This window comes from Pantoea sp. SOD02 (genome assembly GCF_024707505.1).
Lineage (GTDB): Bacteria > Pseudomonadota > Gammaproteobacteria > Enterobacterales > Enterobacteriaceae > Pantoea > Pantoea symbiotica.
Genome location: NZ_CP102604.1, coordinates 1743312 through 1764889 on the forward strand (window position 1 = coordinate 1743312; position 21578 = coordinate 1764889).

General features: G+C 52.7%; 24 protein-coding genes. 14 read left to right on the plus strand and 10 right to left on the minus strand.

Annotated features, from left to right (window positions below; all coding sequences use genetic code 11):
• Nucleotides 1–261: 261 nt before the first annotated feature.
• Complete coding sequence (locus NR302_RS08115) at nt 262–1830, plus strand: sensor domain-containing diguanylate cyclase (RefSeq protein WP_258144965.1); 1569 nt, start codon at nt 262–264, stop codon at nt 1828–1830.
• Between the two features lie 8 nt (nt 1831–1838).
• On the opposite strand, the gene NR302_RS08120 is transcribed toward NR302_RS08115, so the two are convergent.
• The 4 genes from NR302_RS08120 to NR302_RS08135 form a co-directional block, all read right to left on the minus strand.
• On the minus strand, nt 1839–2090 hold the full coding sequence (locus NR302_RS08120; protein WP_008102814.1) for a hypothetical protein: 252 nt from the start codon (nt 2088–2090) through the stop codon (nt 1839–1841).
• Nucleotides 2091–2173: 83 nt separating this feature from the next.
• Nucleotides 2174–3436, minus strand: a complete 1263-nt coding sequence (gene umuC / locus NR302_RS08125) for a translesion error-prone DNA polymerase V subunit UmuC (RefSeq protein ID WP_258144966.1) — start codon at nt 3434–3436, stop codon at nt 2174–2176.
• Nucleotides 3436–3858 carry a translesion error-prone DNA polymerase V autoproteolytic subunit gene (umuD, locus tag NR302_RS08130; RefSeq protein ID WP_256696276.1) on the minus strand — a complete coding sequence of 141 codons (423 nt, stop codon included), beginning with the start codon at nt 3856–3858 and terminating at the stop codon, nt 3436–3438. Before umuD ends, umuC begins: the two co-directional genes overlap by 1 nt.
• A 140-nt stretch (nt 3859–3998) precedes the next feature.
• Nucleotides 3999–4511 carry a GNAT family N-acetyltransferase gene (locus tag NR302_RS08135; protein ID WP_258144967.1) on the minus strand — a complete coding sequence of 171 codons (513 nt, stop codon included), beginning with the start codon at nt 4509–4511 and terminating at the stop codon, nt 3999–4001.
• Between the two features lie 196 nt (nt 4512–4707).
• On the opposite strand from NR302_RS08135, the gene NR302_RS08140 reads away from it, so the two are divergent.
• The 4 genes from NR302_RS08140 to NR302_RS08155 all read left to right on the plus strand — a co-directional run bounded on the left by NR302_RS08140 (nt 4708) and on the right by NR302_RS08155 (nt 6186).
• A complete protein-coding gene (locus NR302_RS08140; RefSeq protein WP_008102827.1) occupies nt 4708–4986 on the plus strand; it encodes a hypothetical protein in 279 nt (92 codons plus the stop codon).
• 213 nt (nt 4987–5199) lie between these two features.
• Nucleotides 5200–5445: a regulatory protein YcgZ gene (gene ycgZ, locus NR302_RS08145; RefSeq protein WP_007891089.1), complete on the plus strand. Its 246-nt coding sequence runs from the start codon at nt 5200–5202 to the stop codon at nt 5443–5445.
• A gap of 121 nt (nt 5446–5566) precedes the next feature.
• Complete coding sequence (locus NR302_RS08150) at nt 5567–5857, plus strand: hypothetical protein (RefSeq protein ID WP_179451180.1); 291 nt, start codon at nt 5567–5569, stop codon at nt 5855–5857.
• A gap of 62 nt (nt 5858–5919) precedes the next feature.
• On the plus strand, nt 5920–6186 hold the full coding sequence (locus tag NR302_RS08155) for a biofilm development regulator YmgB/AriR family protein (protein WP_008102831.1): 267 nt from the start codon (nt 5920–5922) through the stop codon (nt 6184–6186).
• 35 nt (nt 6187–6221) lie between these two features.
• Here NR302_RS08155 and NR302_RS08160 read toward each other — a convergent pair whose 3' ends face one another.
• The 6 genes from NR302_RS08160 to NR302_RS08185 all read right to left on the minus strand — a co-directional run bounded on the left by NR302_RS08160 (nt 6222) and on the right by NR302_RS08185 (nt 10259).
• Complete coding sequence (locus NR302_RS08160; protein WP_154181509.1) at nt 6222–6482, minus strand: hypothetical protein; 261 nt, start codon at nt 6480–6482, stop codon at nt 6222–6224.
• Between the two features lie 85 nt (nt 6483–6567).
• Nucleotides 6568–7377: a hypothetical protein gene (locus NR302_RS08165; RefSeq protein WP_008102835.1), complete on the minus strand. Its 810-nt coding sequence runs from the start codon at nt 7375–7377 to the stop codon at nt 6568–6570.
• Nucleotides 7378–7575, minus strand: a complete 198-nt coding sequence (locus NR302_RS08170) for a hypothetical protein (protein WP_008102837.1) — start codon at nt 7573–7575, stop codon at nt 7378–7380. It abuts the gene before it with no gap.
• 196 nt (nt 7576–7771) lie between these two features.
• Nucleotides 7772–8923, minus strand: coding sequence for a lactaldehyde reductase (gene fucO, locus NR302_RS08175; protein WP_258144968.1), 1152 nt, complete (start codon nt 8921–8923; stop codon nt 7772–7774).
• Nucleotides 8924–9128: 205 nt separating this feature from the next.
• Entirely contained in the window at nt 9129–9812 is a 684-nt protein-coding gene (locus NR302_RS08180; RefSeq protein ID WP_258144969.1) for an outer membrane protein, read from the minus strand.
• A 153-nt stretch (nt 9813–9965) separates the two neighbouring features.
• Nucleotides 9966–10259 (minus strand): hypothetical protein, encoded by a 294-nt coding sequence (locus NR302_RS08185; RefSeq protein ID WP_154152545.1) that lies wholly within the window; start codon nt 10257–10259, stop codon nt 9966–9968.
• Between the two features lie 536 nt (nt 10260–10795).
• Here NR302_RS08185 and otsB point away from each other — a divergent pair.
• The 9 genes from otsB (at nt 10796) to NR302_RS08230 (ending at nt 21415) form a co-directional block, all read left to right on the plus strand.
• On the plus strand, nt 10796–11584 hold the full coding sequence (gene otsB / locus NR302_RS08190) for a trehalose-phosphatase (protein ID WP_258144970.1): 789 nt from the start codon (nt 10796–10798) through the stop codon (nt 11582–11584).
• Nucleotides 11581–13020 carry an alpha,alpha-trehalose-phosphate synthase gene (otsA, locus tag NR302_RS08195; protein ID WP_258144971.1) on the plus strand — a complete coding sequence of 480 codons (1440 nt, stop codon included), beginning with the start codon at nt 11581–11583 and terminating at the stop codon, nt 13018–13020. The genes otsB and otsA overlap by 4 nt, the downstream gene beginning before the upstream one ends.
• Before the next feature lie 1069 nt (nt 13021–14089).
• Nucleotides 14090–14440: a flagellar transcriptional regulator FlhD gene (gene flhD / locus NR302_RS08200; RefSeq protein WP_008102850.1), complete on the plus strand. Its 351-nt coding sequence runs from the start codon at nt 14090–14092 to the stop codon at nt 14438–14440.
• Complete coding sequence (gene flhC / locus NR302_RS08205) at nt 14440–15018, plus strand: flagellar transcriptional regulator FlhC (RefSeq protein ID WP_008102852.1); 579 nt, start codon at nt 14440–14442, stop codon at nt 15016–15018. The genes flhD and flhC overlap by 1 nt, the downstream gene beginning before the upstream one ends.
• Nucleotides 15019–15150: 132 nt before the next feature.
• Nucleotides 15151–16038, plus strand: coding sequence for a flagellar motor stator protein MotA (gene motA / locus NR302_RS08210; RefSeq protein ID WP_007891047.1), 888 nt, complete (start codon nt 15151–15153; stop codon nt 16036–16038).
• Nucleotides 16035–17066 carry a flagellar motor protein MotB gene (gene motB, locus NR302_RS08215; protein WP_258144972.1) on the plus strand — a complete coding sequence of 344 codons (1032 nt, stop codon included), beginning with the start codon at nt 16035–16037 and terminating at the stop codon, nt 17064–17066. Before motA ends, motB begins: the two co-directional genes overlap by 4 nt.
• A gap of 10 nt (nt 17067–17076) precedes the next feature.
• Entirely contained in the window at nt 17077–19047 is a 1971-nt protein-coding gene (gene cheA, locus NR302_RS08220; protein ID WP_258145172.1) for a chemotaxis protein CheA, read from the plus strand.
• Between the two features lie 22 nt (nt 19048–19069).
• On the plus strand, nt 19070–19567 hold the full coding sequence (gene cheW, locus NR302_RS08225; RefSeq protein WP_008102858.1) for a chemotaxis protein CheW: 498 nt from the start codon (nt 19070–19072) through the stop codon (nt 19565–19567).
• A gap of 168 nt (nt 19568–19735) precedes the next feature.
• Nucleotides 19736–21415 (plus strand): methyl-accepting chemotaxis protein, encoded by a 1680-nt coding sequence (locus tag NR302_RS08230; protein ID WP_154181513.1) that lies wholly within the window; start codon nt 19736–19738, stop codon nt 21413–21415.
• The last annotated feature ends 163 nt before the right edge of the window (nt 21416–21578 follow it).

Here is a 21578-nt window from a genome sequence, read left to right on the forward strand (position 1 = left end):
GACGGCGCTTTCTGCTCCGTCCGCTTTCCCTGCATCTCAAATAAAAAAAGCCCGCAATTTGCGGGCTGGTCGATGTGACTACCGAATGATCTCGTTGTAAACGCGTGCCGTAGTGCAGCCACTGTGTGTGGTGAAGCTATACTACAGTAATATCTGGTTACTGGTCATATGAGTTATCGATGGTCCGAAAAATATCCGCCTCATCCCGCGCTGCATCAATTACATGCTTAACTCTGTTGTAGCTTGAAAACAGAGGACAACATGCAGTTAAAAAGAAAAATGGATCCCAGGGCGACATCTGACGCAGGTTTGCAGCAAAGTATAGTGCTGTCCGGTCTCTTTTTGATTATCACCGTCGTGGGGATGAGCATCTGGACCCTGCGCGAAGACTGGCTCGGCACCGTGCGACAAACGCAGCAAACGGCGATGAATTTGGCGCTGTCGCAGTCGCGCCAGGCGGAAGATACCTTTCTGCAGACGGAGTTGTCGCTGCGGCAGATGCAGCGTGATCTCCAGCTACAGCTGGCCACACATATTCAGGGTGCTGACCTGAGTAACACCATGCGCGAACTGCAACGTCGTCTGCCACAACTGCATGGACTGTTCTATTACGATGCCGAGGGCAAGTGGATTGCGACCTCTGCTGAACGTGTGCCCAACAATATTAATAACTCCGATCGTGAATACTTCACCTTTCAGCGCAGCAACCATCGTAACAGCGTGCATATTAGCCCGGTGATCACCAGCCGCAGCACCGGCGATTTGGTGATCCCCGTTTCCCTGCGCGTCAGTGATGCGGGTGGTGGATTTAAGGGCGTGTTGCTGGCCACCATCAAGGTGGATTTTTTCCGTCGCTTCTACAGCTACTATGAGATCGGTGCACGCGATGTGCTGGTGTTAATGCTGGCCGATAGCACCGTGCTCTATGCGCGTCCGATGCCAGACAGTTTCATCGGTAAGAATCTCTCGGCCAGCCCGCTGTTTCAGGAGATGCTGGCTAAGATGGATCGTGGCAGCGGGCAGTGGCGATCGGTGCTCGATGGCCAACCGCGTATTTTTGGTTTTGCCCGTTCCGATCGTTATCCGATTATTGTTGCGGCGGGTTACAACAGCGACGATCTGTTCCACGTGTGGGTCAACGGTCGGGCGCAGGATATTCTGCTCAGCATCATTCTGCTGCTGACCATCATCTTACTCGGCACCTTCCAGCTGCGTCAGGCGCGCCGCGTGTTGCGCTATCAGCAGGAGCTGACGCTATTGCGTGACGAACTGCACAACGCCAACCTGACGCTGAACAAACTCGCGCATGTCGATGGCTTAACCGGGCTGGCGAATCGCCGGGAATTTGATCGTTTCCTGCGTGAAGCGTTAACCCATGCGGCGGCCAGCGGCAAACCGCTCTCGCTTATCATGATGGATATCGATTTCTTCAAACACTACAACGATACCTATGGTCACATTGCCGGGGATAAGTGCCTGAAAGTGGTTGGCGAGGTTCTGGCGTCTGTAACCGGAAGACGTTCAGACATGGCCGCGCGTTATGGCGGCGAGGAGTTTGCGCTGATATTACCGGATACCACATTTGGCGAAGGGATGACCATTGCCAATCGCGTGGTTGAAGCGGTGAGGGTGATGCAGCTTCCCCATGTTGCCTCGCCCGTTGGGCATGTCACGCTCAGTGCCGGCTGCGCCACCACCGTTACGGCGGCGGCGGTGAGCGCCGTGAAACTGCTGGAATACGCCGATCATGCTTTGTATCAGGCAAAGCGTGAAGGGCGTGATGGGGCGAAAGGCATGGATATCGCCTCGATGCCAGAAGAGCAGAAATAAGCGTGGGCTTATTCCACGGCAGGCAGCTGGTATTTGATATATTGACGCAGCGCTTCGTGCATCTGGCTATTCCTTTCGTCCTCTAAGCCGCGCTCTTCATATTCTTTCGCCAGCTGAATAATCACCTCATCATATTTCCCTTTGAAGGTGATGTTATTTACCGCCACCTGCTTAATCATTAACTCGCGCAAGGCAGCGACTTCAATCTGCAGCTGGTTTACCGTTTCTTCCAGCTCGTTTACGCGTTCTTCATTCGACATAGGTTCTCCGGATGTTATTAAGCTGTGGCTGTGTCAGGGCCTGAATATCGCATTGGCATGCGCGTAATTCAAGCGTGAAGCGGTTACTTCGCCACAGGCAGATCCGCCAGCCGCGTGGTGTACGCCGGGGACAGCATCTCGCGTTTCATCGACCAGGGTTTCTGAATGCCTTGCCCGGCAAACCATAGCGCGCCGCGCTGGTGGGCATTCATCTTATCGATCAGGGCCATCAGTTGGTCACTGTTATGACGCGGCTGATATTCCGCAAACAGATCAAACTGCGCCACGCCATCGCTAAAGAAATCGCCCAGCATCACGCCGCCTTTCATATAACGCTTACCGGGAACCCAGATACGATCTAAACAATTAAGCGTGGCCTGAATAATATCGCGACTGTCAGCGGTCGGCGTAATCAAGGTTTGACTGGCCGCATTGGCGTAATAAGGATGATGCGGATCGTGCGGGCTGGTGCGAATAAACGTACCGATATGACGACAATATTGCCGCTCGCTGCGCAGCTTCTCTGCGGCACGCGCGGCGTAATTGGCGATGGCTTCGCGCATATCCTGATATTCGGTAATACGATCGCCAAACGAGCGCGAGCAGAGAATATTTTGTCGGTTGGGAATCACCTCCTCAAAAGCCAGACAAGACTCGCCACATAATTCACGCACCGTGCGCTCCAGCACCACGCCGAAGTGTTTCCGGATCAGCGCGGTTGGGGTTTCTGCCAATTCCAGCGCGGTGTTAATCCCCATCAGGTTGAGCTTTTTCGATAAGCGACGGCCCACGCCCCACACCTCTTCAACCTTGACGAGTTTCATCAACTCGCGCTGACGGCGGGGCAAAGAGAGATCCATCACGTTCTCGGCTTTGGTCCAGCGTTTGGCGGCCCAGTTGGCGAGTTTGGCGAGGGTTTTGGTCGGCGCAATGCCGACACCCACGCGCAGATGGGTGTCCTGATAAATGCGGTCGCGAATATCACAGCCTAACTGTTCAAACGTCATGCAGGCGTTGATGCCGGTGACATCAACGAAGGCTTCGTCGATGGAATACTCATCCACACGCGTGGATATCAGCGCCAGCGTCTCCATCACGCGGCGCGACATATCGCCATACAACGCATAGTTAGACGAGAACACCACCACTTTATGGCGCATTAGCTCTTCGCGATGTTTGAAGTAGGGCGCGCCCATCTTGATGCCCAGCGCCTTGGCTTCTCTGCTCAGGGAAATAATGCAGCCATCATTATTCGACAGCACCACAATCGGTTTGCCACGCAGATCCGGGCGAAACACCGTTTCACAGCTGGCATAAAACGAGTTCACATCCACCAGGGCAAACATCAGCGGCCTATGGTTTTAATCACGTGTTTAACGATGCCGAAGACTTCAAACTCATCGGCGTCAGGAATGGCAATAATCGCATGGGTTGCGTTCATCGGTTTGAGATGCAGGTAAGGCTGCAGCATCAACTGTTTCACGGTGAACTCGCCGGAAAGCGAAGCCACTACAATGTCACCGTGCTTGGGTTTCAGCGAGCTGTCCACTACCAGCATGTCGCCCTCATTGATACCAATGTCGATCATCGAGTCACCGCTGACTCGGATGAAGTAGGTTGAACTGGGGTGATCGACTAAAAAGTCGTTGAGGTCGATGCGTTGTTCAACGTAGTCCTGCGCCGGGGACGGAAAGCCGCAGGGCACGCGGCTGATGAACAAGGGTAAGGCGAGAATGGCGCGGATTTCCGCGGGCTGATAAAACTGCATGGCTGCGATCTCAAATCATTACTGTATATGCATACAGTAATGTCGATTGGGCAGTTTGATCAAGCCAGAACCGGCAATGATTTGCAAAACAGTTGGCAACAAAGGGAATTTATTTTGTGCCAAATAGCTTGCCGCTGCGCTTAAATCATCATTCCCATGATCTGCAGAATACTCTGCTGCGAAGCGGTGACAAACGGAATGTCTTTGATGTGCTGCATGCCAAAGGCTTCATAAAACTTACGTGCACGCACGTTATCGCCTAACACTTCCAGCCACAGATAGCCTTCACGCTTGTCGCGCGCCTCATTGATGATGCTCTCGAACATCCAGCGACCGTAGTTTTTGCCGGTTTCTTCCGGATTGAGGTACAGCTTATTCAGCAGCGCGCCGCTCATGCTGGAATCCGGTACCGGTGTGTTCCAGGTGACTTTGGCAAAGCCAATCGGCTTGTCGGTCTCGGCGATCAGCCAGCTCTCGTTGGGGGCCGCCAGGCTGCTATTCAGCTCCGCCAGACCATATTCCTTGTCGATAAAGGCATCCAGCTCTTCTGCGGAAACCCACATATGTTTAAAATGCGCGCTGTAGGTCATGCGGCCCAGCAGGTGCAGCAGCTCTGCATCCTCTGCCTTGGCTTTGCGTATGGTGAACTCCATGCCAGATTTCCTTGCTTCATTCTTGTTATTAATCACATCGTCGGTGCGAGCAGAGGCCACCGAAGGGCAGTTACCATAACGTGTTAGTAACAAAAACCCAAGATAACCAGAGCTTTCTGTTAACAAGGCGCCACGCTGATGATCTATAGTGAGTAGTGAGAACCAAGCGTAAGCCCATATTCTCAGGAGGTAGAAGATGTCAGATTCGCAACCTAAAATTATCGGCGAAGCGGCCTATGCGTTACTGCTACGTCGTGAGGATGTCAGCGTCTCCTCACTGCTGGCAGAACTCGCGCGCATGGCGAGAAAAGAGCAAAACACGCAACAGCAGCAGCGCATTGCCCAGGCTCAGCAATGGTTGCTCACGCACCGTCAACCGGCGGGCAGCGATAACCGCGTCCATTCCGCGTTGCGCGGGTTGAGCCGTCAGGAAGGCAGCGTCAGAATGCCCTCGGCCGACGCCGACGACAGTTGACCATCCCAATAAGCTCACGCGTCGATGACTTTCGGCGCTGAGCGCACGGATTTGGAAATAAAAGCTTTCCAATTATCCTAATTCACCTTTATTAGCACTTTTTGCAACAAATCCCGCCTGCTAACTTGAGTAAGCTCCTTGTACAGCTTTTTGCTATCTGTACAACTTTACTTAGGTCAAATGACCTAACTTTTTTAATTATTGGGGTCAATTATGCGTCAGAACGGATACACGCCGAGTTCAGTCGAGGCCATTGCCAACTACTTCAGCAAAGCGTCGCTGCCATCGCAGCAGGAAACATTGGGTCAGATCGTGGTTGAAATCTTACGCGAAGGCCGTAATCTCAACCGCAAATCGCTCTGCACCAAGCTGCTGCGCAGACTGGAACTGGCCGCCAATGCCGAAGAAGAGCATCATTATCATCAGCTGATTGGCTTATTATTCGAACGCGAAAGCTGAGAGCCTGTCAGACGTCAAACTTGTACAAGTATTAAAATTTTACTCTGAATACGCTCCCACACTGGCTTCGCCCCGCACCGGGGCGAAGCGGCGATCAGAGATTCGTTATGAATGATTCGTTATGAATAGAAGTGAACAGCAGAAAATAATCGATGAAATTATTGGCGAAGCCGCGCTGGCGTTGCTGCAGCAGCCGGGTCCCGTTAATACTCAGGCGCTGATGGATCAGCTGACGCTGATGAAACAGCAGAGCACCGATGACGAACAGCGTAAGGCGATTACTGCCGCCATCACCGATGTGCGCAACAGCATTTCGGCGGGGAAAAAACTGCGCGAAGAGCAGCCGCAAAGAGATAACGTTCTCCAGCTGTTTGGTCATAACCAGCAGTCTGGCAACAATCGTAAACATTGACCGATTGGCTCGCGTTTAGGACATAGCAATGCGGGCACACACGCAATCACGGGACTGGAATCATGTCGGAAAATCATAACCTCTATGCTGCACTGCCTGATACCGAGTTGGCAGAGCATTTTCGCAATGCAGACAGTACGTTAAGAAACGAAGCTGCCGTATTGGATAGGGTTATCCGCCACGTGCTGGCCACGGAAGGGCGCGTCAGTAATAAATCGATTATTCTTTGTCTGATTATGGCGCTGGAAACCGCAGAAAGTGATGCTGAAGCCGATGTGCTGCGCAAAACGCTGGAAATTGTGGTGGGCTATACGCCTGACGACGCCTGATATTTTCCGCTGTCCCCCACGCGGGGACAATGTCATTACTCCTTTCGTAACAGAGCCAACCGGCGTTTTGCTTTACCAATGTTAATTCTGTGTAACCATGTGCGAAACTGTTTTAACTGAATATGTGACGCAATCTCAGTAGAAAGCGTGCAAATATAAAGTTGACTCTGGGTATGATTATTGGTGCCGGTGGCGTAAATTTCGCTTTTATTATCACGCTGTTGTAATTCAATTCCTGTGAAGTGTAAATCCCCCCACAGCTGAAGAGTGGCCTCGAACTTTTTAAAGTCCATCATGATTACCTTATTATTTTGACTTATTATGGAGTGTTGCTGGCTCGGTACAACATAAAAAATTAAGCCAGCATCTTTGATTATTAAATTATGGATAGTCGCGTTTAGGCGCAGACTTCCTAATCCATTTGCGTTTATTACCGCTTTGCTTATCCATGGCTAATGCGCTGGCGCTAGCCGGATCAAACAGCGACAAACTTTCTATTTGGTGCACCATAATCACTTTGCGAAACTCAAGGGCACTTTTCGGCGACGAAGAGAAATCAATGTCGTGATTGTGGTACCACTTACTGTAATTATGCTCAATTGCCAGATTTAACGTGCGTGAATCGCGATAGCCGCTCAGCATCGGGATCAACACAATATTGGCGGTATTGGCATACTCAAAGGTCGCCGCGTGAATCATGCCGATATAGATACGGCGCGATTTCAGCGTGACCCACGCCAGTTCGCCTTCCTCCATGCACTGCAGCAATAATTGTTCAATGCCGTTGGAGCGTGAAAGGCGCTGATACAGCTCTTTGCGCCCACCGGCGTTAAGCCGAGCGCTCACCGCCCAATTGGATCGATACATGCAGAACAGAATGGCAAAGGCCAACATCAGCACTACCGGCGCCTGAATGCCTAAAAAACTCCACGTCATGAAATCGACGTTCCAGTGCACATTCTCCGCAGAAGTCAGGGCAAAGGCATTGTTCACACCGGATGCGGCCAGCAGAATCAGCCAGATAATGGCGGTCGCCAACACGCCTTGCAGTACAAATATGCAGCCATAAAGTGCAATAAGAAAATAGACATCCCAGCCAAAAGAGCGCTTAATTTTCAAACGGCTCGACATGTCGCGGCTAGTATACCAATAACCGCATACCATCATTACCATAAATATCGCCGTGCCCATTTAAATATCCTTTAATGTGCTGACATGATGGGCAAAATCGCGCTGTACTTCAGGACTCAATGGATTAACCGAAGCGTTACCGTCTTCATCAATAATAATTCTGTCACCTTCCTCAATCGATTCCTGAATGTCCTGGCGCGTCATGACTTGCACTAATGATTCTGGACTACCAAAAAGAGAGGTTAAAAAGCCAAACATAGCAGGATCCTTTATATTTCATATCAACATGAACTATGGCACATCCTGCAAAGAGAACGCCTCATAACCGAATATTAAGCAAAATTTCCAGATTAATCTGCCGATAGACCTAGCGTAATTGGCGATAAAACGGGAATAACCGATGCGGCTAATAACAGGCAATGCTGTTCATTCAGCATTGCCTATTTAGCATTAATCAGAACAGTTCACGATAAAGCGATCTAATCATTTCAACGCTGCACTCACGCGGATTGCCCGGCGTACACACATCAGCGAAGGCGGCGGCAGCGAGCGCATCCACATCCTGCTCCTGCATGCCGATATCACGCAGTCTGAGCGGAATACCGATATCGTGGTTCAGGGTAATCACCGCATCAATCGCCAGCGCACGTGCGTCGGCTAATGAACAGGCATAGGCACCTTCCATGCCAAGTGCATGCGCGATAGCGCGGTACTTCTCGCCGGTATGCTCGGCATTGAACGCCATGATGTGCGGCAGCAGGACTGCATTGGCGATACCGTGCGGCGTGCCGTAAAACGCGCCCAGCGGATGCGCCATACCGTGCACCAGACCTAATCCGACATTCGAGAAGCCCATTCCGGCGATGTACTGACCCAGCGCCATATCGGCAACGCCCGCCGGCACGCCTTTGACCGAGTCACGCAGCGAGCGGCCAATAATTTCAATTGCCTTGAGATGGAACATGTCGGTGAGTTCCCACGCACCGCGCGTGATGTAGCCTTCAATGGCGTGGGTCAACGCATCCACGCCGGTTGCCGCTTTCAGGCTGGCGGGCATGCTGGCCATCATGTCGGGATCGATGATAGCAATCGCCGGAATATCGTGCGGGTCGTAGCAGACGAACTTGCGCTTCTTCTCTTCATCGGTGATGACATAATTGATGGTCACTTCCGCCGCAGTGCCCGAGGTGGTCGGTACCGCAATGATCGGCACGGAAGGATTACGCGTGGCGGCGCCGCCTTCAAGCATGCGCACATCGCTGAACTCGGGATTGGCAATCATCATGCCGATGGCTTTGCAGGTATCTTGCGGCGAGCCGCCGCCCACTGCGATCAGATAATCGGCACCCGAACGACGAAAAGCATCGACGCCCGCATGCACCACATCAACGGTAGGATTAGGAATCACTTCATCATAGATCTCGAAACTGAGGTCGTGCTGCGCCAGCAGATCGGTAATGCGGGTGGCGACCGAAAACTTGATCAAATCCTTGTCGGTGACCACCAACGCTTTAGTAAAACCGCGTTTGTGAATCTCATCGACAATCGAATTAATCGCGCCCGCACCGAAATAAGCGGTCTCATTGAGGATCATTCTGTTAATCATATTAATTACCTTCACGTAGATGCCATATTTATGTTTTTTCGATTAAATTCATCAAGATAAGAAGATTTAACCTGATCTAGATCTACGGGGTAATCGGCGGGCAGGTATTGAGATTTCTCAATAAAAACGTGGTTTCCGCAGGTCTGGAATTTTGCGGGCAAACTTCCCCCAACGCGAGATCAGGGGAAGTCGAAAAATTAACGCATCAGAACAAATAGCGTGCGCCCAGCGTGAACTGGTTCTCAACCAGATGGGCTTTCATTTGCTCATCCTTATAACCGCGAGCATTAACGAAGTTGTTATAGCCGCTTTCAATCTTGCCCATATCCACGTAGCGATAACCGACGTCGATGGCGATGCGATCAATTGGCGCGTAACTCAGACCGGCACCAATGCTGTAGGTGAGATTGTTTTGCGTGCTTGAGGCGTACTCACGCGATGGCACGCCTTGCCAGCCGCCTGCTTTGATTTTGCTCACGCCCACGCCCGCGGTGCCGTACAGCGAAACGTTATAGCCAAGTTCGATATCACGATAGAGGTTGAACATCAGGCGCTGCACGTCAGTTTGCAGATGGTTATAGCTGGTGGCGAAGGTGGATGAACCGCTGGTGAACTCCGCGCTTTGGCCAAAGGTGTATTCACCTTCGGTGCGCCAGCCGTTGCCCCATTGATAACCGAGTGCCAGCGCGGCAGTGGCCTGATGCGCCTTCTCGTTACCCGCGACAAACTGTCCGACGCCCGGACGCGCGCTGGTGTTCATCTCTTTGGCATTCTGTTGGTTTTGCAGATATTTCGCCGAAGCGTAATAGCCTTGATTCACATCCGCTGCCACGGCCGAACCGGCGATGATCATCAACGGCAGCGCGCAGCATAATAGTTTTAATTTCATCTGAATCCATTCTCTTCGTCAGGTGGAAAGCAGGAACGCGACTGTTCCTGATGACGAATCATAGGTAATGCGAGAGGGGGAAAACATGCGGTTGAATACGCAGGGAAATAGGTAGAACTACGCAGGAAACGCGCCGGCGAACCGGCGCAACAATCACGAACCTAAACGCAGGGTCTCGGCACGCTTTGCGGTGTCGTAGACATATTGCAGCATTGGTTCCAGGTCGGTGTCGGGCCCGGAGCTGATGATCTTGGCGCGCAGCCACTCAATCTCGCTGGTGATATCCGGCGGGAAAATGGTGTTGTTCTGCGCATTACGCAGCCATTTCAGCAGGAAATTATTCTTGCCGCGCACGCCGCCAGACTTCTTAGTTTTAGCGTTGATTTTCAGGGCGACCAGAATGCAGTAATAGAAGTGAACGCGTTGGCTGTAACTCTGCGGGATCATCGTCGTTCACCCGCCATGACATATGAAAAATGTGATGTCGATCGGTTTTCCATCATCCGGATTCCTGCCTGAATGGATCTAAAAGCCGTGATCTATGCGGTTCAGGGCTCTATTTCCGCGCTGTAGCCGCACGGTAAACGCACCATATGATAATCCGCGCGGCGGATGCAAGTCGGCATAATCCGGGAATTGAGGCGGGAGAAGGGCGTAATACTGCCAGAAATAAGCGAAGCGTATGAAAAACCCGTGAGGCGATTCTTTTGCGGCATAACCCCTAAAACTGCCACTTATCCTATAGCGAAGCCGCATGAATCTGGCAATATCGTGATCTGCGTCTACACTTAAAGCTGACGATGTTCGCAGTCAGCCTGGCGAGTGAGTTCAAATGATGTTTGTTTGTGGAGAGTTATCTATCGAAATTCCGTGTTATCTGCAAAACCTCCTCGCACACACTTCTGCGGTTGTAACCGCCTCGATCGCCCAGCCAGCCTCCGAACATCCTGTGATGGTAAATTCCACAAGACAGGAGAAGAGTCGTGACCCCCGCGGTTAATCAGAACAGCACCTTGCCGTCGTTAAGTGGCGGACTTTATGCCTTCTTTTTTGATGTCGACGGCACGCTGGCAGCGATTCAGTCGCAGCCCGAGTCGGTCTCCATTCCCGCCTCGGTACGCCAGCTCCTGCAACAAATTTCCAATCTCAGCCACGGCGCAGTCGCGCTGGTTTCCGGACGTCCAATTGCGCAACTTGACGCCTTAGTGGCACCCCTCGAAGCGCCAGCCGCTGGTGTGCACGGTGCAGAACGCCGCGATGCGGCAGGCCGCATTCATCGCCACAGCTTGCCGGGCGATGTGGCGCAAACGCTGCAAACCGAACTGCAGCAGACGCTGGATCAATGGCCGAATACGCTTTTAGAAGTGAAAGGCATGGCGTTTGCGCTGCACTATCGCAATGCGCCGCAGTATGAAAACGCCATCATGCAGCTGGCCGAAGACGCCGTCGCACGCTTTCCCGAGCTGGCGTTACAGCCAGGCAAATGCGTGGTGGAACTGAAGCCGCAAGGCATCGATAAAGGTGCCGCCGTACGTGAATTTATGCAGGAAGCGCCCTTTGCCGGACGCATTCCGGTATTTGTGGGAGACGACCTGACAGACGAAAAAGGATTTCTCGCGGTCAACGCCATGCAGGGCATTTCTGTCAAAGTCGGTGAAGGGGCCAGTCATGCACGCTATCGCCTCGACAGCGTTGAGGCCGTATGGCACTGGCTTGAACAACTATTATTACAACTAGAACATGACAATGTGGGTAAGGAGTTTAGGTTATGAGTCGTTTAGTCGTCGTATCTAACCGTATCGCGATTCCCGATGGTAGCAAGGCCAGCGCAGGCGGGCTTGCTGTCGGTATTTTGGATGCTCTGCGAGATACCGGAGGATTATGGTTTGGCTGGAACGGAGAGATCAGCGAATTCTCGGGCCAAGAGGAAGATGAAGAACTTTCGCAGATCGAAAAAGACGGCATTACCTACGCGTCACTGCCGCTGAATCAAAACGATTACGATCAATATTATCTCCAGTTCTCCAATACCGTGATTTGGCCGGCTTTCCACTATCGTCTCGATCTGGTGCAGTATCAGCGCGAAGCCTGGGATGGCTATTGCCGCGTCAACACCTTGCTGGCGCAGCGCCTTAAACCGCTGCTCAAGCCTGACGATATTCTGTGGATCCACGATTACCATCTGCTGCCGTTTGCCGCCGAACTGCGCAAACAGGGCATTAATAACCGCATCGGATTCTTTCTGCATATCCCGTTCCCAACGCCTGAGATCTTCAACGCGTTGCCGCCGCATCAGGAACTGCTGGAGATGCTGTGCGACTATGACCTGCTGGGTTTCCAGACAGAATCCGACCGCGTTGCCTTCCTCGATAGCCTGAGCCAGCTGACGCAGCTGCAGAATAAAGGAGAGAAGAAGCATCGCGCCTTCGGCAACACCTTTATGACCGAGGTCTATCCGATTGGTATTGAGCCGGACACCATTAAAGAGATGGCGGAAGGGCCACTGCCACCGAAAATGGCGGCGATGAAACGTGATTTGGGCGATTTGCAGAACATCATCGCCTGCGAGCGTCTGGATTACTCCAAAGGGTTGCCGGAGCGTTTCCTCGCCTTTGAAGCCTTGCTGGCGAATTTCCCGCAGCATCGCGGCAATGTGCGCTACTCGCAAATTGCGCCCACTTCGCGCGGCGACGTGCAGGCTTATCAGGACATCCGTCACCAATTGGAAACGGAAGCGGGGCGCATCAACGGTAAATACGGCACCTTGGGCTGGACGCCGCTCTATTACCTCAATCAGCACTTTGATCGCCGCCTGTTAATGAAGATCTTCCGTCTCACCAACGTCGGCTTGATTACGCCACTGCGTGACGGCATGAATCTGGTGGCGAAAGAGTATGTGGCCGCGCAGGACCCGGATAATCCTGGCGTGCTGGTATTGTCACGCTTTGCCGGTGCGGCCAATGAGCTGACGTCGGCGCTGATCGTCAATCCATACGATCGTGATGAGGTGGCAGCGGCGCTGGACCGCGCGTTGACCATGCCGCGTACCGAACGTATTTCGCGTTATAACGACATGATGGCGGTGTTGCGTAAACAGGATATTTCGCACTGGCGCGAAAGCTTCCTGAAAGATTTAAATACGTTGCCGGTACGCAGTGACGATCACGGCACGGCAAATAAAGTCGCTACCTTTCCGAAATTAGCGTAACACGCACCCAACAAGTAGGGTCGCCATTAATGGCGACCTTCTTTCCAAAAACTCCCAGCCGTCAATGACAATCTCCTCACCAAAAACTTCCTGCTATTACGCCATCCATCGCAACCTCATTTCTGCTTCACTGCACAGCGTTTTCACGCGCCATCCTAACTTCACGAAATCGATTTCATTTCTTTAAGCGCTAATGCGCTGACTCATCAGCAAAAAGCGCACATTTTGGTTAAAAAGCACGCAATCGAAAGGTCAAAAAAGCTTTTTTTCATCTCAACCCTAAAGATCTCAGGTGGTACGCCGATAGTAATCGCGTAGCAAACCGAAAAAACACCGATTCATTCATTTCTCTAATGTAACGCTCTGTTACATCCCCTGCCGTGCGCTAAACACTCCCTACAATCCATTGACAGTTCCCAGGCGCTCTACGCCCAGTCTTCACGCTTCGCTAGCGTCTCGCTTTACGGCACATGGGCAATATTCCCTGTAAGTGATTAATTTAGAAGCGAATAGTTTCGTGCTAATTCAGAGTATTATGCTGCATATAATTCTTTATATGGCGCGTTATAGCACTCTAATTCCAACAAAACAGATATCTGATCGCGTTGTAATGACAATCTTCCGCAGAGCCTAAAATCCGCCTTACTTCAGCAAAATATTAAAGAAATAATCAGAAATCGCGCAAAAAACAGACAACAGAAAAGCGATGCTGAAGGGTTAGCGAAAAAATTTGCCTTAAAAGTGTGACGCAGATCACACTTTATCTAAAATTTCGCGCCACTCACGTTGTATGTCGAAATCAGACGATATAGATTTGCCTTGTTTTCAGATTAGTCTTAAAAAACTGTAAGCAGACGTCACGGAAGATGGTTACTACTCAAGCAAAGAATGGCCTGGAGTTTTGATTACTACTGATCAGTGTCCTGACGGGAAGTGAAACAGTTAGGTACGCGTTGGCTCAAGCCTGATTATTTTTTGCCATCTTTAGATTTACCAACCAGCAGCCCGAACCATAGAACAATTTAATTCTGTGGCCGTATATGTGTCGCGTCTATCAGGATGGAAAAAAATGGGTACATCAGAATTACTAAAACATATATATGACATCAATCTGTCATATTTGCTTCTTGCTCAGCGTTTAATTAACCAGGAAAAAGCTTCAGCAATGTTTCGTTTAGGCATCGATGAATCGATGGCTGATGCATTGTCGCAATTAACCTTACCTGAGATGGTAAAATTAGCGGAAACCAATCAACTGGTTTGCCAGTTCCGTTTTACCGATCACAACCATATTAATCGTTTGACTCAAGAGTCACGCGTGGATGACTTGCAGCAAATCCACACCGGTATTTTATTATCCAGCCGCCTGCTGCGGAATGCGTCTAAAGATGACGTCTCCGCGAAGAAGAGGGCAGTTTAATGACCGAAAAAAGTATTGTTCAGGAAGCGCGCGATATTCAGCTGGCAATGGAGCTGATTACGTTGGGCGCACGACTGCAAATGCTGGAGAGTGAAACGCAGCTGAGCCGTGGTCGCCTGATTAAACTGTATAAAGAACTGCGTGGTGCTCCACCACCGAAAGGCATGCTGCCATTCTCTACTGATTGGTTCATGACCTGGGAACAAAACATCCACTCTTCTATGTTCTGTAACGCCTGGCAGTTCCTGCTGAAAACCGGCTTGAACAGTGGCGTTGAAGCGGTAATCAAAGCTTATCGCTTGTATCTTGAGCAGTGTCCGCAATCGGACGAGGGCCCGCTGTTGGCGCTAACGCGTGCATGGACCCTGGTGCGATTCGTTGAAAGCGGCATGCTGGAACTTTCTGACTGTAAGTGCTGTGGTGGAAGCTTTATTAACCACGCGCACCAGCCCGTCGGCAGCTTTGTCTGCAGCCTGTGCCAGCCGCCATCACGTGCCGTAAAAAGACGTAAACTTTCTGCAGATTCTGCCGATACCTTTCCACAACTGCTGGATGAACAGGTTAAACGCGCCGTTTAAGTTTGTTCGCATCGTGGAAAACATCCAGCAGCGGTTAATACCGCTGCTTTTTTTTTGCCTGCGATAAACGAATAACACCTGCGGCTCTCTGGCTTAACTTCCATCAACACGTTACGGACGTAAGGATTTTTTGTGCTGATAATTCTGGGTTATATCGTGGTCGTCGGCTCCGTGTTGGGCGGCTACGCGATGGTCGGCGGACATTTAGGCGCGCTATATCAACCGGCGGAGCTGATCATTATCGGCGGTGCCGGTATTGGTGCCTTTTTAGTCGGCAATAATGGCAAATCGATTAAGAAAACATTAAAAGCGCTGCCATTGTTAATGCGCGGCTCGAAATATAACAAAGCGGTATACATGGATTTAATGGCGCTGCTGTATCGCCTGATGGCGAAATCACGTCAGCAAGGCATGTTGTCATTAGAACGCGACATTGAAGATCCCAGCCAGAGTGAAATTTTCGCTAACTATCCGCGTATTTTGTCCGATAAACAGTTAGTCGATTTTATTACCGATTATTTGCGTTTAATGGTCAGCGGAAATATGAACGCTTTTGAAATCGAAGCGTTGATGGATGAAGAGATCGAGACCTATGAGCACGAGTGCGAAGTACCAGCGCAAAGTATATCGGCGGTGGGTGATGGCTTACCGGCTTTCGGTATTGTCGCGGCGGTAATGGGTGTGGTGCACGCACTGGCATCAGCCGACCGTCCGGCGGCCGAACTGGGTGCGTTAGTAGCCCACGCGATGGTCGGTACCTTCCTTGGAATTTTGCTGGCTTACGGCTTTATTTCTCCGCTGGCGTCGGTGCTGCGTCAGAAATGTGCCGAAACCACCAAGATGATGCAGTGCGTGAAGGTGACGTTGCTCTCCAGCCTCAATGGTTACGCGCCGCAAATCGCCGTGGAATTTGGTCGTAAAACGCTGTACTCCGCCGAGCGTCCATCGTTCTCAGAGTTGGAAGAGCACGTGCGTAACGCCAAGAACCCGGCGAAACAAACTTCGGATGAGAATTCATGAAAGCAGGCAATCGCCCCATTGTGCTGGTTAAAAAGCGCAAACATAAAGGTCACCATGGGAGCCACGGTTCGTGGAAGATTGCCTATGCCGACTTTATGACGGCGATGATGGCGTTCTTTATGGTGATGTGGTTGCTCTCCATCTCCAGCCCCAAAGAGTTGGTCCAAATTGCGGAATACTTCAAAACGCCGTTGAAAGTGGCGTTAACCGGCGGTCAGCGCAGCAGCGACAGTGAAAGCCCGATCCCTGGCGGCGGCGACGATCCAACGCAGCAAAAGGGTGAAGTAAAGAAGATTGTCGATATGGATGCGCAGAAGAAGAAGCTGGAGGAGATCCGTCTGAATCGCCTGCGTGAAAAGCTCGACCAGTTGATTGAAGCCGATCCGCGTCTGAAAGCGCTGCGCCCGCACCTGATTATCAACATGGTGGAAGAGGGACTGCGCATTCAGATTATCGATAGCCAGAACCGCCCGATGTTTAAAACCGGCAGCGCGGACGTGGAGCCTTACATGCGCGACATCCTGCGCACTATCGCGCCGGTACTGAATGATATCCCGAACAAAATCAGCCTCGCGGGTCACACCGATGATTTCCAGTATGCCAACGGCGACCGTGGCTACAGCAACTGGGAACTGTCGGCGGATCGTGCCAATGCCTCACGGCGCGAGCTGGTGATTGGTGGCCTCGACGGCGCCAAAATGCTGCGTGTGGTCGGTATGGCCGACACCATGAAGCTGAAAAACCGTGGTGCTAATGATGCAGTCAACCGCCGCATTAGCCTGCTGGTGTTGAATCACGACACCGAAGCGGCGATTGAAAAAGAGAATGCCGAGAGCGATGCCGTTCAGGTAAGCGACCCGGCGCAAATTATTCCCGACATTACCGCACCCGCTGTACCGGCTGCGTCGACTGCCCCAACAGGTTCCTCTGCGACACCGGCTGCGCCGGCTGCTGCAACGGCCCCTGCGGCAGCGGCGACGCCCGCGGCGAGCGCGGTGACACCAGACCAACCCTCACAGCCGAGGTGATCCCGTGAGCATGGACATCAGCGATTTTTACCAGACGTTTTTCGATGAAGCCGATGAGCTGTTAGCGGATATGGAGCAACACCTGTTGGGACTTGATCCCCAGGAGCCCGATTCCGAGCAGTTGAATGCCATCTTCCGCGCCGCCCACTCCATCAAGGGCGGAGCCGGTACGTTTGGCTTTACGGTTTTACAGGAAACCACCCACATCCTGGAAAACATTCTGGATGGTGCGCGCCGCGGCGAGATGCAGCTCAGCACCGATATCATCAACCTGTTTTTGGAAACCAAAGATATTATGCAAGAACAGCTCGATGCCTATAAAACGGCGCAGGAGCCGAATGCAGAAAGCTTTAAATACATCTGCGAAGCGCTGCGTCAGCTGGCACTGGAAGCGAAAGGCATTGTGCCTGAAGCACCGAAAGTCGCCGAAGTGGTTGAGATTGCTGCAGCCGTTGCGGCCAGCGGTCTGCGCCTGCAACTGTTTGACCTGAAAGAGAAAGAGCCGGAGCTGATGCTGGAAGAGCTCGGCAATCTGGGCACCGTCAGCAACGTGGTGAAAGGCGCCAATTCGCTGGAAGTCACCATTGATGGCGTCGGCAAAGATGACATCGTAGCGGTGCTGTGTTTTGTGCTGGACGAAGCACAGATCCACTTCCCGTCAGGCGCGGCGGCAGTTGCTGAAGCGCCGGTAGCGGAAGTGGCTGCAGAAGCGGTGCAAACCGCCACCGTGACCGACATTACGCCAGCGGTGAAACGTGAACCTAAGCGTGCCGCCGCACCGGCTAAAGGCAGCGAATCCAGCAGCATCCGCGTAGCAGTAGAGAAAGTTGACCAACTGATTAACCTGGTTGGCGAACTGGTGATCACCCAATCGATGCTGGCGCAACGCTCCGGCGCGCTGGATCCGGTGGCGCACGGCGACCTGCTGAACAGCATGGGTCAGCTGGAGCGTAATGCCCGCGACCTGCAGGAATCGGTGATGTCGATTCGTATGATGCCGATGGAGTATGTCTTCAGCCGCTTCCCGCGTCTGGTGCGCGATCTGGCCAGCAAGCTGGGCAAAGAAGTTGAACTGACGCTGCTCGGCAGCTCGACCGAACTGGATAAGAGCCTGATTGAACGCATCATCGATCCGTTAACGCATCTGGTGCGTAACAGCCTCGATCACGGCATCGAAACCCCGGAAAAACGTCTGGCGGCGAATAAAACCGCCGTCGGCAACCTGACGCTCTCTGCGGAACATCAGGGCGGCAACATCTGCATCGAAGTGATCGATGACGGTGCCGGTCTGAACCGCGAACGTATTCTGGCGAAAGCGCTGTCGTCTGGTCTGCCGGTCAGCGACAGCATGAGCGACGAAGAAGTCGGCATGCTGATCTTCGCGCCGGGCTTCTCCACCGCCGAGCAGGTCACCGACGTGTCGGGCCGTGGCGTGGGCATGGACGTAGTGAAACGTAATATTCAGGAGATGGGCGGTCACGTCGAAATCTCCTCGAAGCAGGGCAAAGGCACCACCATTCGCATCCTGCTGCCGCTGACGCTGGCGATCCTCGACGGCATGTCAGTGCGCGTGGCTAACGAAGTGTTCATTCTGCCGCTCAACGCGGTGATGGAATCGCTACAGCCGACCGCCGAAGAGCTGAAACCGCTGGCCGGTGGCGAGCGCGTGCTGGAAGTGCGTGGCGAATATCTGCCGCTGGTGGAGTTGTGGAATGTGTTTGAGGTGCAGAACGCCAAAACCGACGCCACCCAAGGCATCGTGGTGATTCTGCAAAGCGCAGGCCGTCGCTATGCGCTGCTGGTTGATCAGCTGATTGGTCAGCATCAGGTGGTAGTGAAAAACCTTGAAAGCAACTATCGCAAAGTGCCGGGCATCTCTGCCGCCACCATTTTGGGCGATGGTAGCGTGGCGCTGATTGTGGATGTCTCAGCACTGCAATCGTTGAACCGTGAAAAGCGTGTGGCCGGTGCCGCAGCGTAATAGATAACGAAAGGGTAAAAAAATGACTGACATGGCAACCGTGACCAAAATCGCTGGCGAAACCGTGGGCCAGGAATTCTTAGTTTTCACACTGGGTGACGAAGAGTACGGCATCGACATTCTGAAAGTGCAGGAGATTCGTGGTTACGATCAGGTAACCCGCATCGCTAACACGCCGGAATTCATCAAAGGCGTGACCAACCTGCGCGGCGTGATCGTGCCAATCATCGACCTGCGCGTGAAGTTCTCGCAGCCGGATGTGGTGTACAACGAGAACACCGTGGTGATCGTGCTTAATCTTGAGCATCGCGTGGTAGGCATCGTGGTGGATGGCGTTTCTGACGTGCTGTCGCTGACGCAAGAGCAGATTCGCCCTTCACCGGAGTTCGCCGTCACCATGTCCACCGAGTACCTGACCGGTCTCGGCGCGTTGGGTGAACGTATGCTGATTCTGGTCGACATCGAAAAGCTGCTGAGCAGCGAAGAGATGGCGCTGGTGGATAACCTGCGTACCGCATAATCCCCGCAACGGGCCGCGCTGCTGCGGCCCGTTATCATCACGCGCGTGAATTAATTCCTTACAAATCAACAACAAAACCGCGAAAAACCTCTGCAATACCCCTCAATATTCTCCGCCTTTGGTCGATAACTGATCTGTACCATTTTTCTTCATTTTCCAGGGCAAACTATGTTTACGAGAATCCGCGTGGTCACCAGCTTATTGCTGGTGTTGTTGGTGTTTGGCTTTTTACAGCTGGCATCCGGCTCACTGTTTTTCAAAGCGTTAAGCGATGACAAAAACAGTTTTAACGTTTCACAACTGGCGAGCAAAAACACTGCCGCCATCAACGACGCTTACATGAGCCTCAACCAGAGCCGTGTGGTGTTAACCCGCATTCAGCTGCGTATGGCAACCAGCAAACTCACCGGCAGTGAAGCGGATATCGCTGGTTTGTATGACGACAGCAAAGCCTTCCAGAAAGATGCTGCCGATAACTATCAGCTGTTTAAAGCCACCCCGGACACGCCGGGACAGGATGCCGCGCTGAATAAACGTGTGGATGAAACCTATACCGCCTATGCCAGCGCGCTGGGCCAGTTGCACGATGCGCTGGTGGCAAAAGATCTCGATCAGGCAGCCAAAGCGCCGGTTGCGCCGAGTCAAAACGCCTTCCTGAAAGAGTATCGCCAGTGGCGTGCCGATCAGGATCGCCTGACCGCTGCGGGTGTCGAAGCCAACAGCTCAGCCTACGACCACATGATTTGGCTGTTAGGCGCGGTGTTGGCGATTGTGGTGGCGGTGATTGTGCTGTGCTGGTTTGGCATGCGCAAAATTCTCATCAAGCCGCTTAATGAGAACATCCAGCATATTCAGCACATTGCGCAGGGCGATTTAACGCAGAGCATCGCGGTTGAAGGGCGCAACGAAATGAGCCAGCTGGCGGAAAGCCTGCATGAGATGCAGCAGTCGCTGGTACGCACGGTGAGTGATGTGCGTGACGGTTCGGATGCCATCTTTACCGGGGCGAGCGAAATCTCTGCGGGCAACAACGATCTCTCGGCACGTACCGAAGAGCAGGCGGCTTCACTGGAGCAGACCGCCGCCAGCATGGAACAGCTGACTGCCACCGTGAAGCAGAACGCCGAAAACGCGCGTCAGGCGTCGCAGCTGGCATTGAGCGCCTCCGAAACCGCACAGAAGGGCGGCGACGTGGTACAAGGCGTGGTGCGCACCATGAGCGACATCGCTGGCAGTTCGAAGAAGATCGCCGACATCACCAGCGTGATCGATGGCATCGCTTTCCAGACCAATATCCTGGCGCTGAACGCGGCGGTAGAAGCGGCGCGTGCCGGTGAGCAGGGCCGAGGCTTTGCGGTGGTTGCCGGTGAGGTGCGTAATCTGGCCCAGCGCAGCGCGCAAGCAGCGAAAGAGATCAAAGGGCTGATTGAAGATTCCGTCCAACGTGTGAACAGCGGATCTGAACTGGTTGGCACCGCCGGTGAAACCATGAGCGATATCGTTAATGCGGTGACGCGCGTCACTGACATCATGGGCGAAATTGCCTCAGCGTCGGATGAGCAGAGCCGTGGTATCGATCAGGTCGGTCAGGCGGTAACGGAGATGGATCGCGTGACGCAGCAGAACGCCTCGCTGGTGGAAGAGTCGGCGGCGGCGGCGGCATCGTTGGAAGAGCAGGCCAGCCGCCTGAGCCAGTCGGTAGCAGTGTTCCGCGTACCGCGCGCGGCGCAAGCGCAGCCGCAGGCCAAAGCAGGCGTGCGTCATCCACAGATCGCACCACCAACGCTGGGCACACCGCGTAAAGCGGTGACCGCTGCGGCGGGTGACAGCAACTGGGAGACGTTTTAACGCGTTAAATAGCGGTCGGCATAAATGCCGACCCTACGCACACCTTACTTGTAGGGTCGCCATTCATGGCGACCAACATTAAAAAAATGCGCCTTTTATCGCTAACCCGATAAAAGGCGCATTTTTTTTATTGTTAATTTTTTTAGTTATAAAACACTGCAAT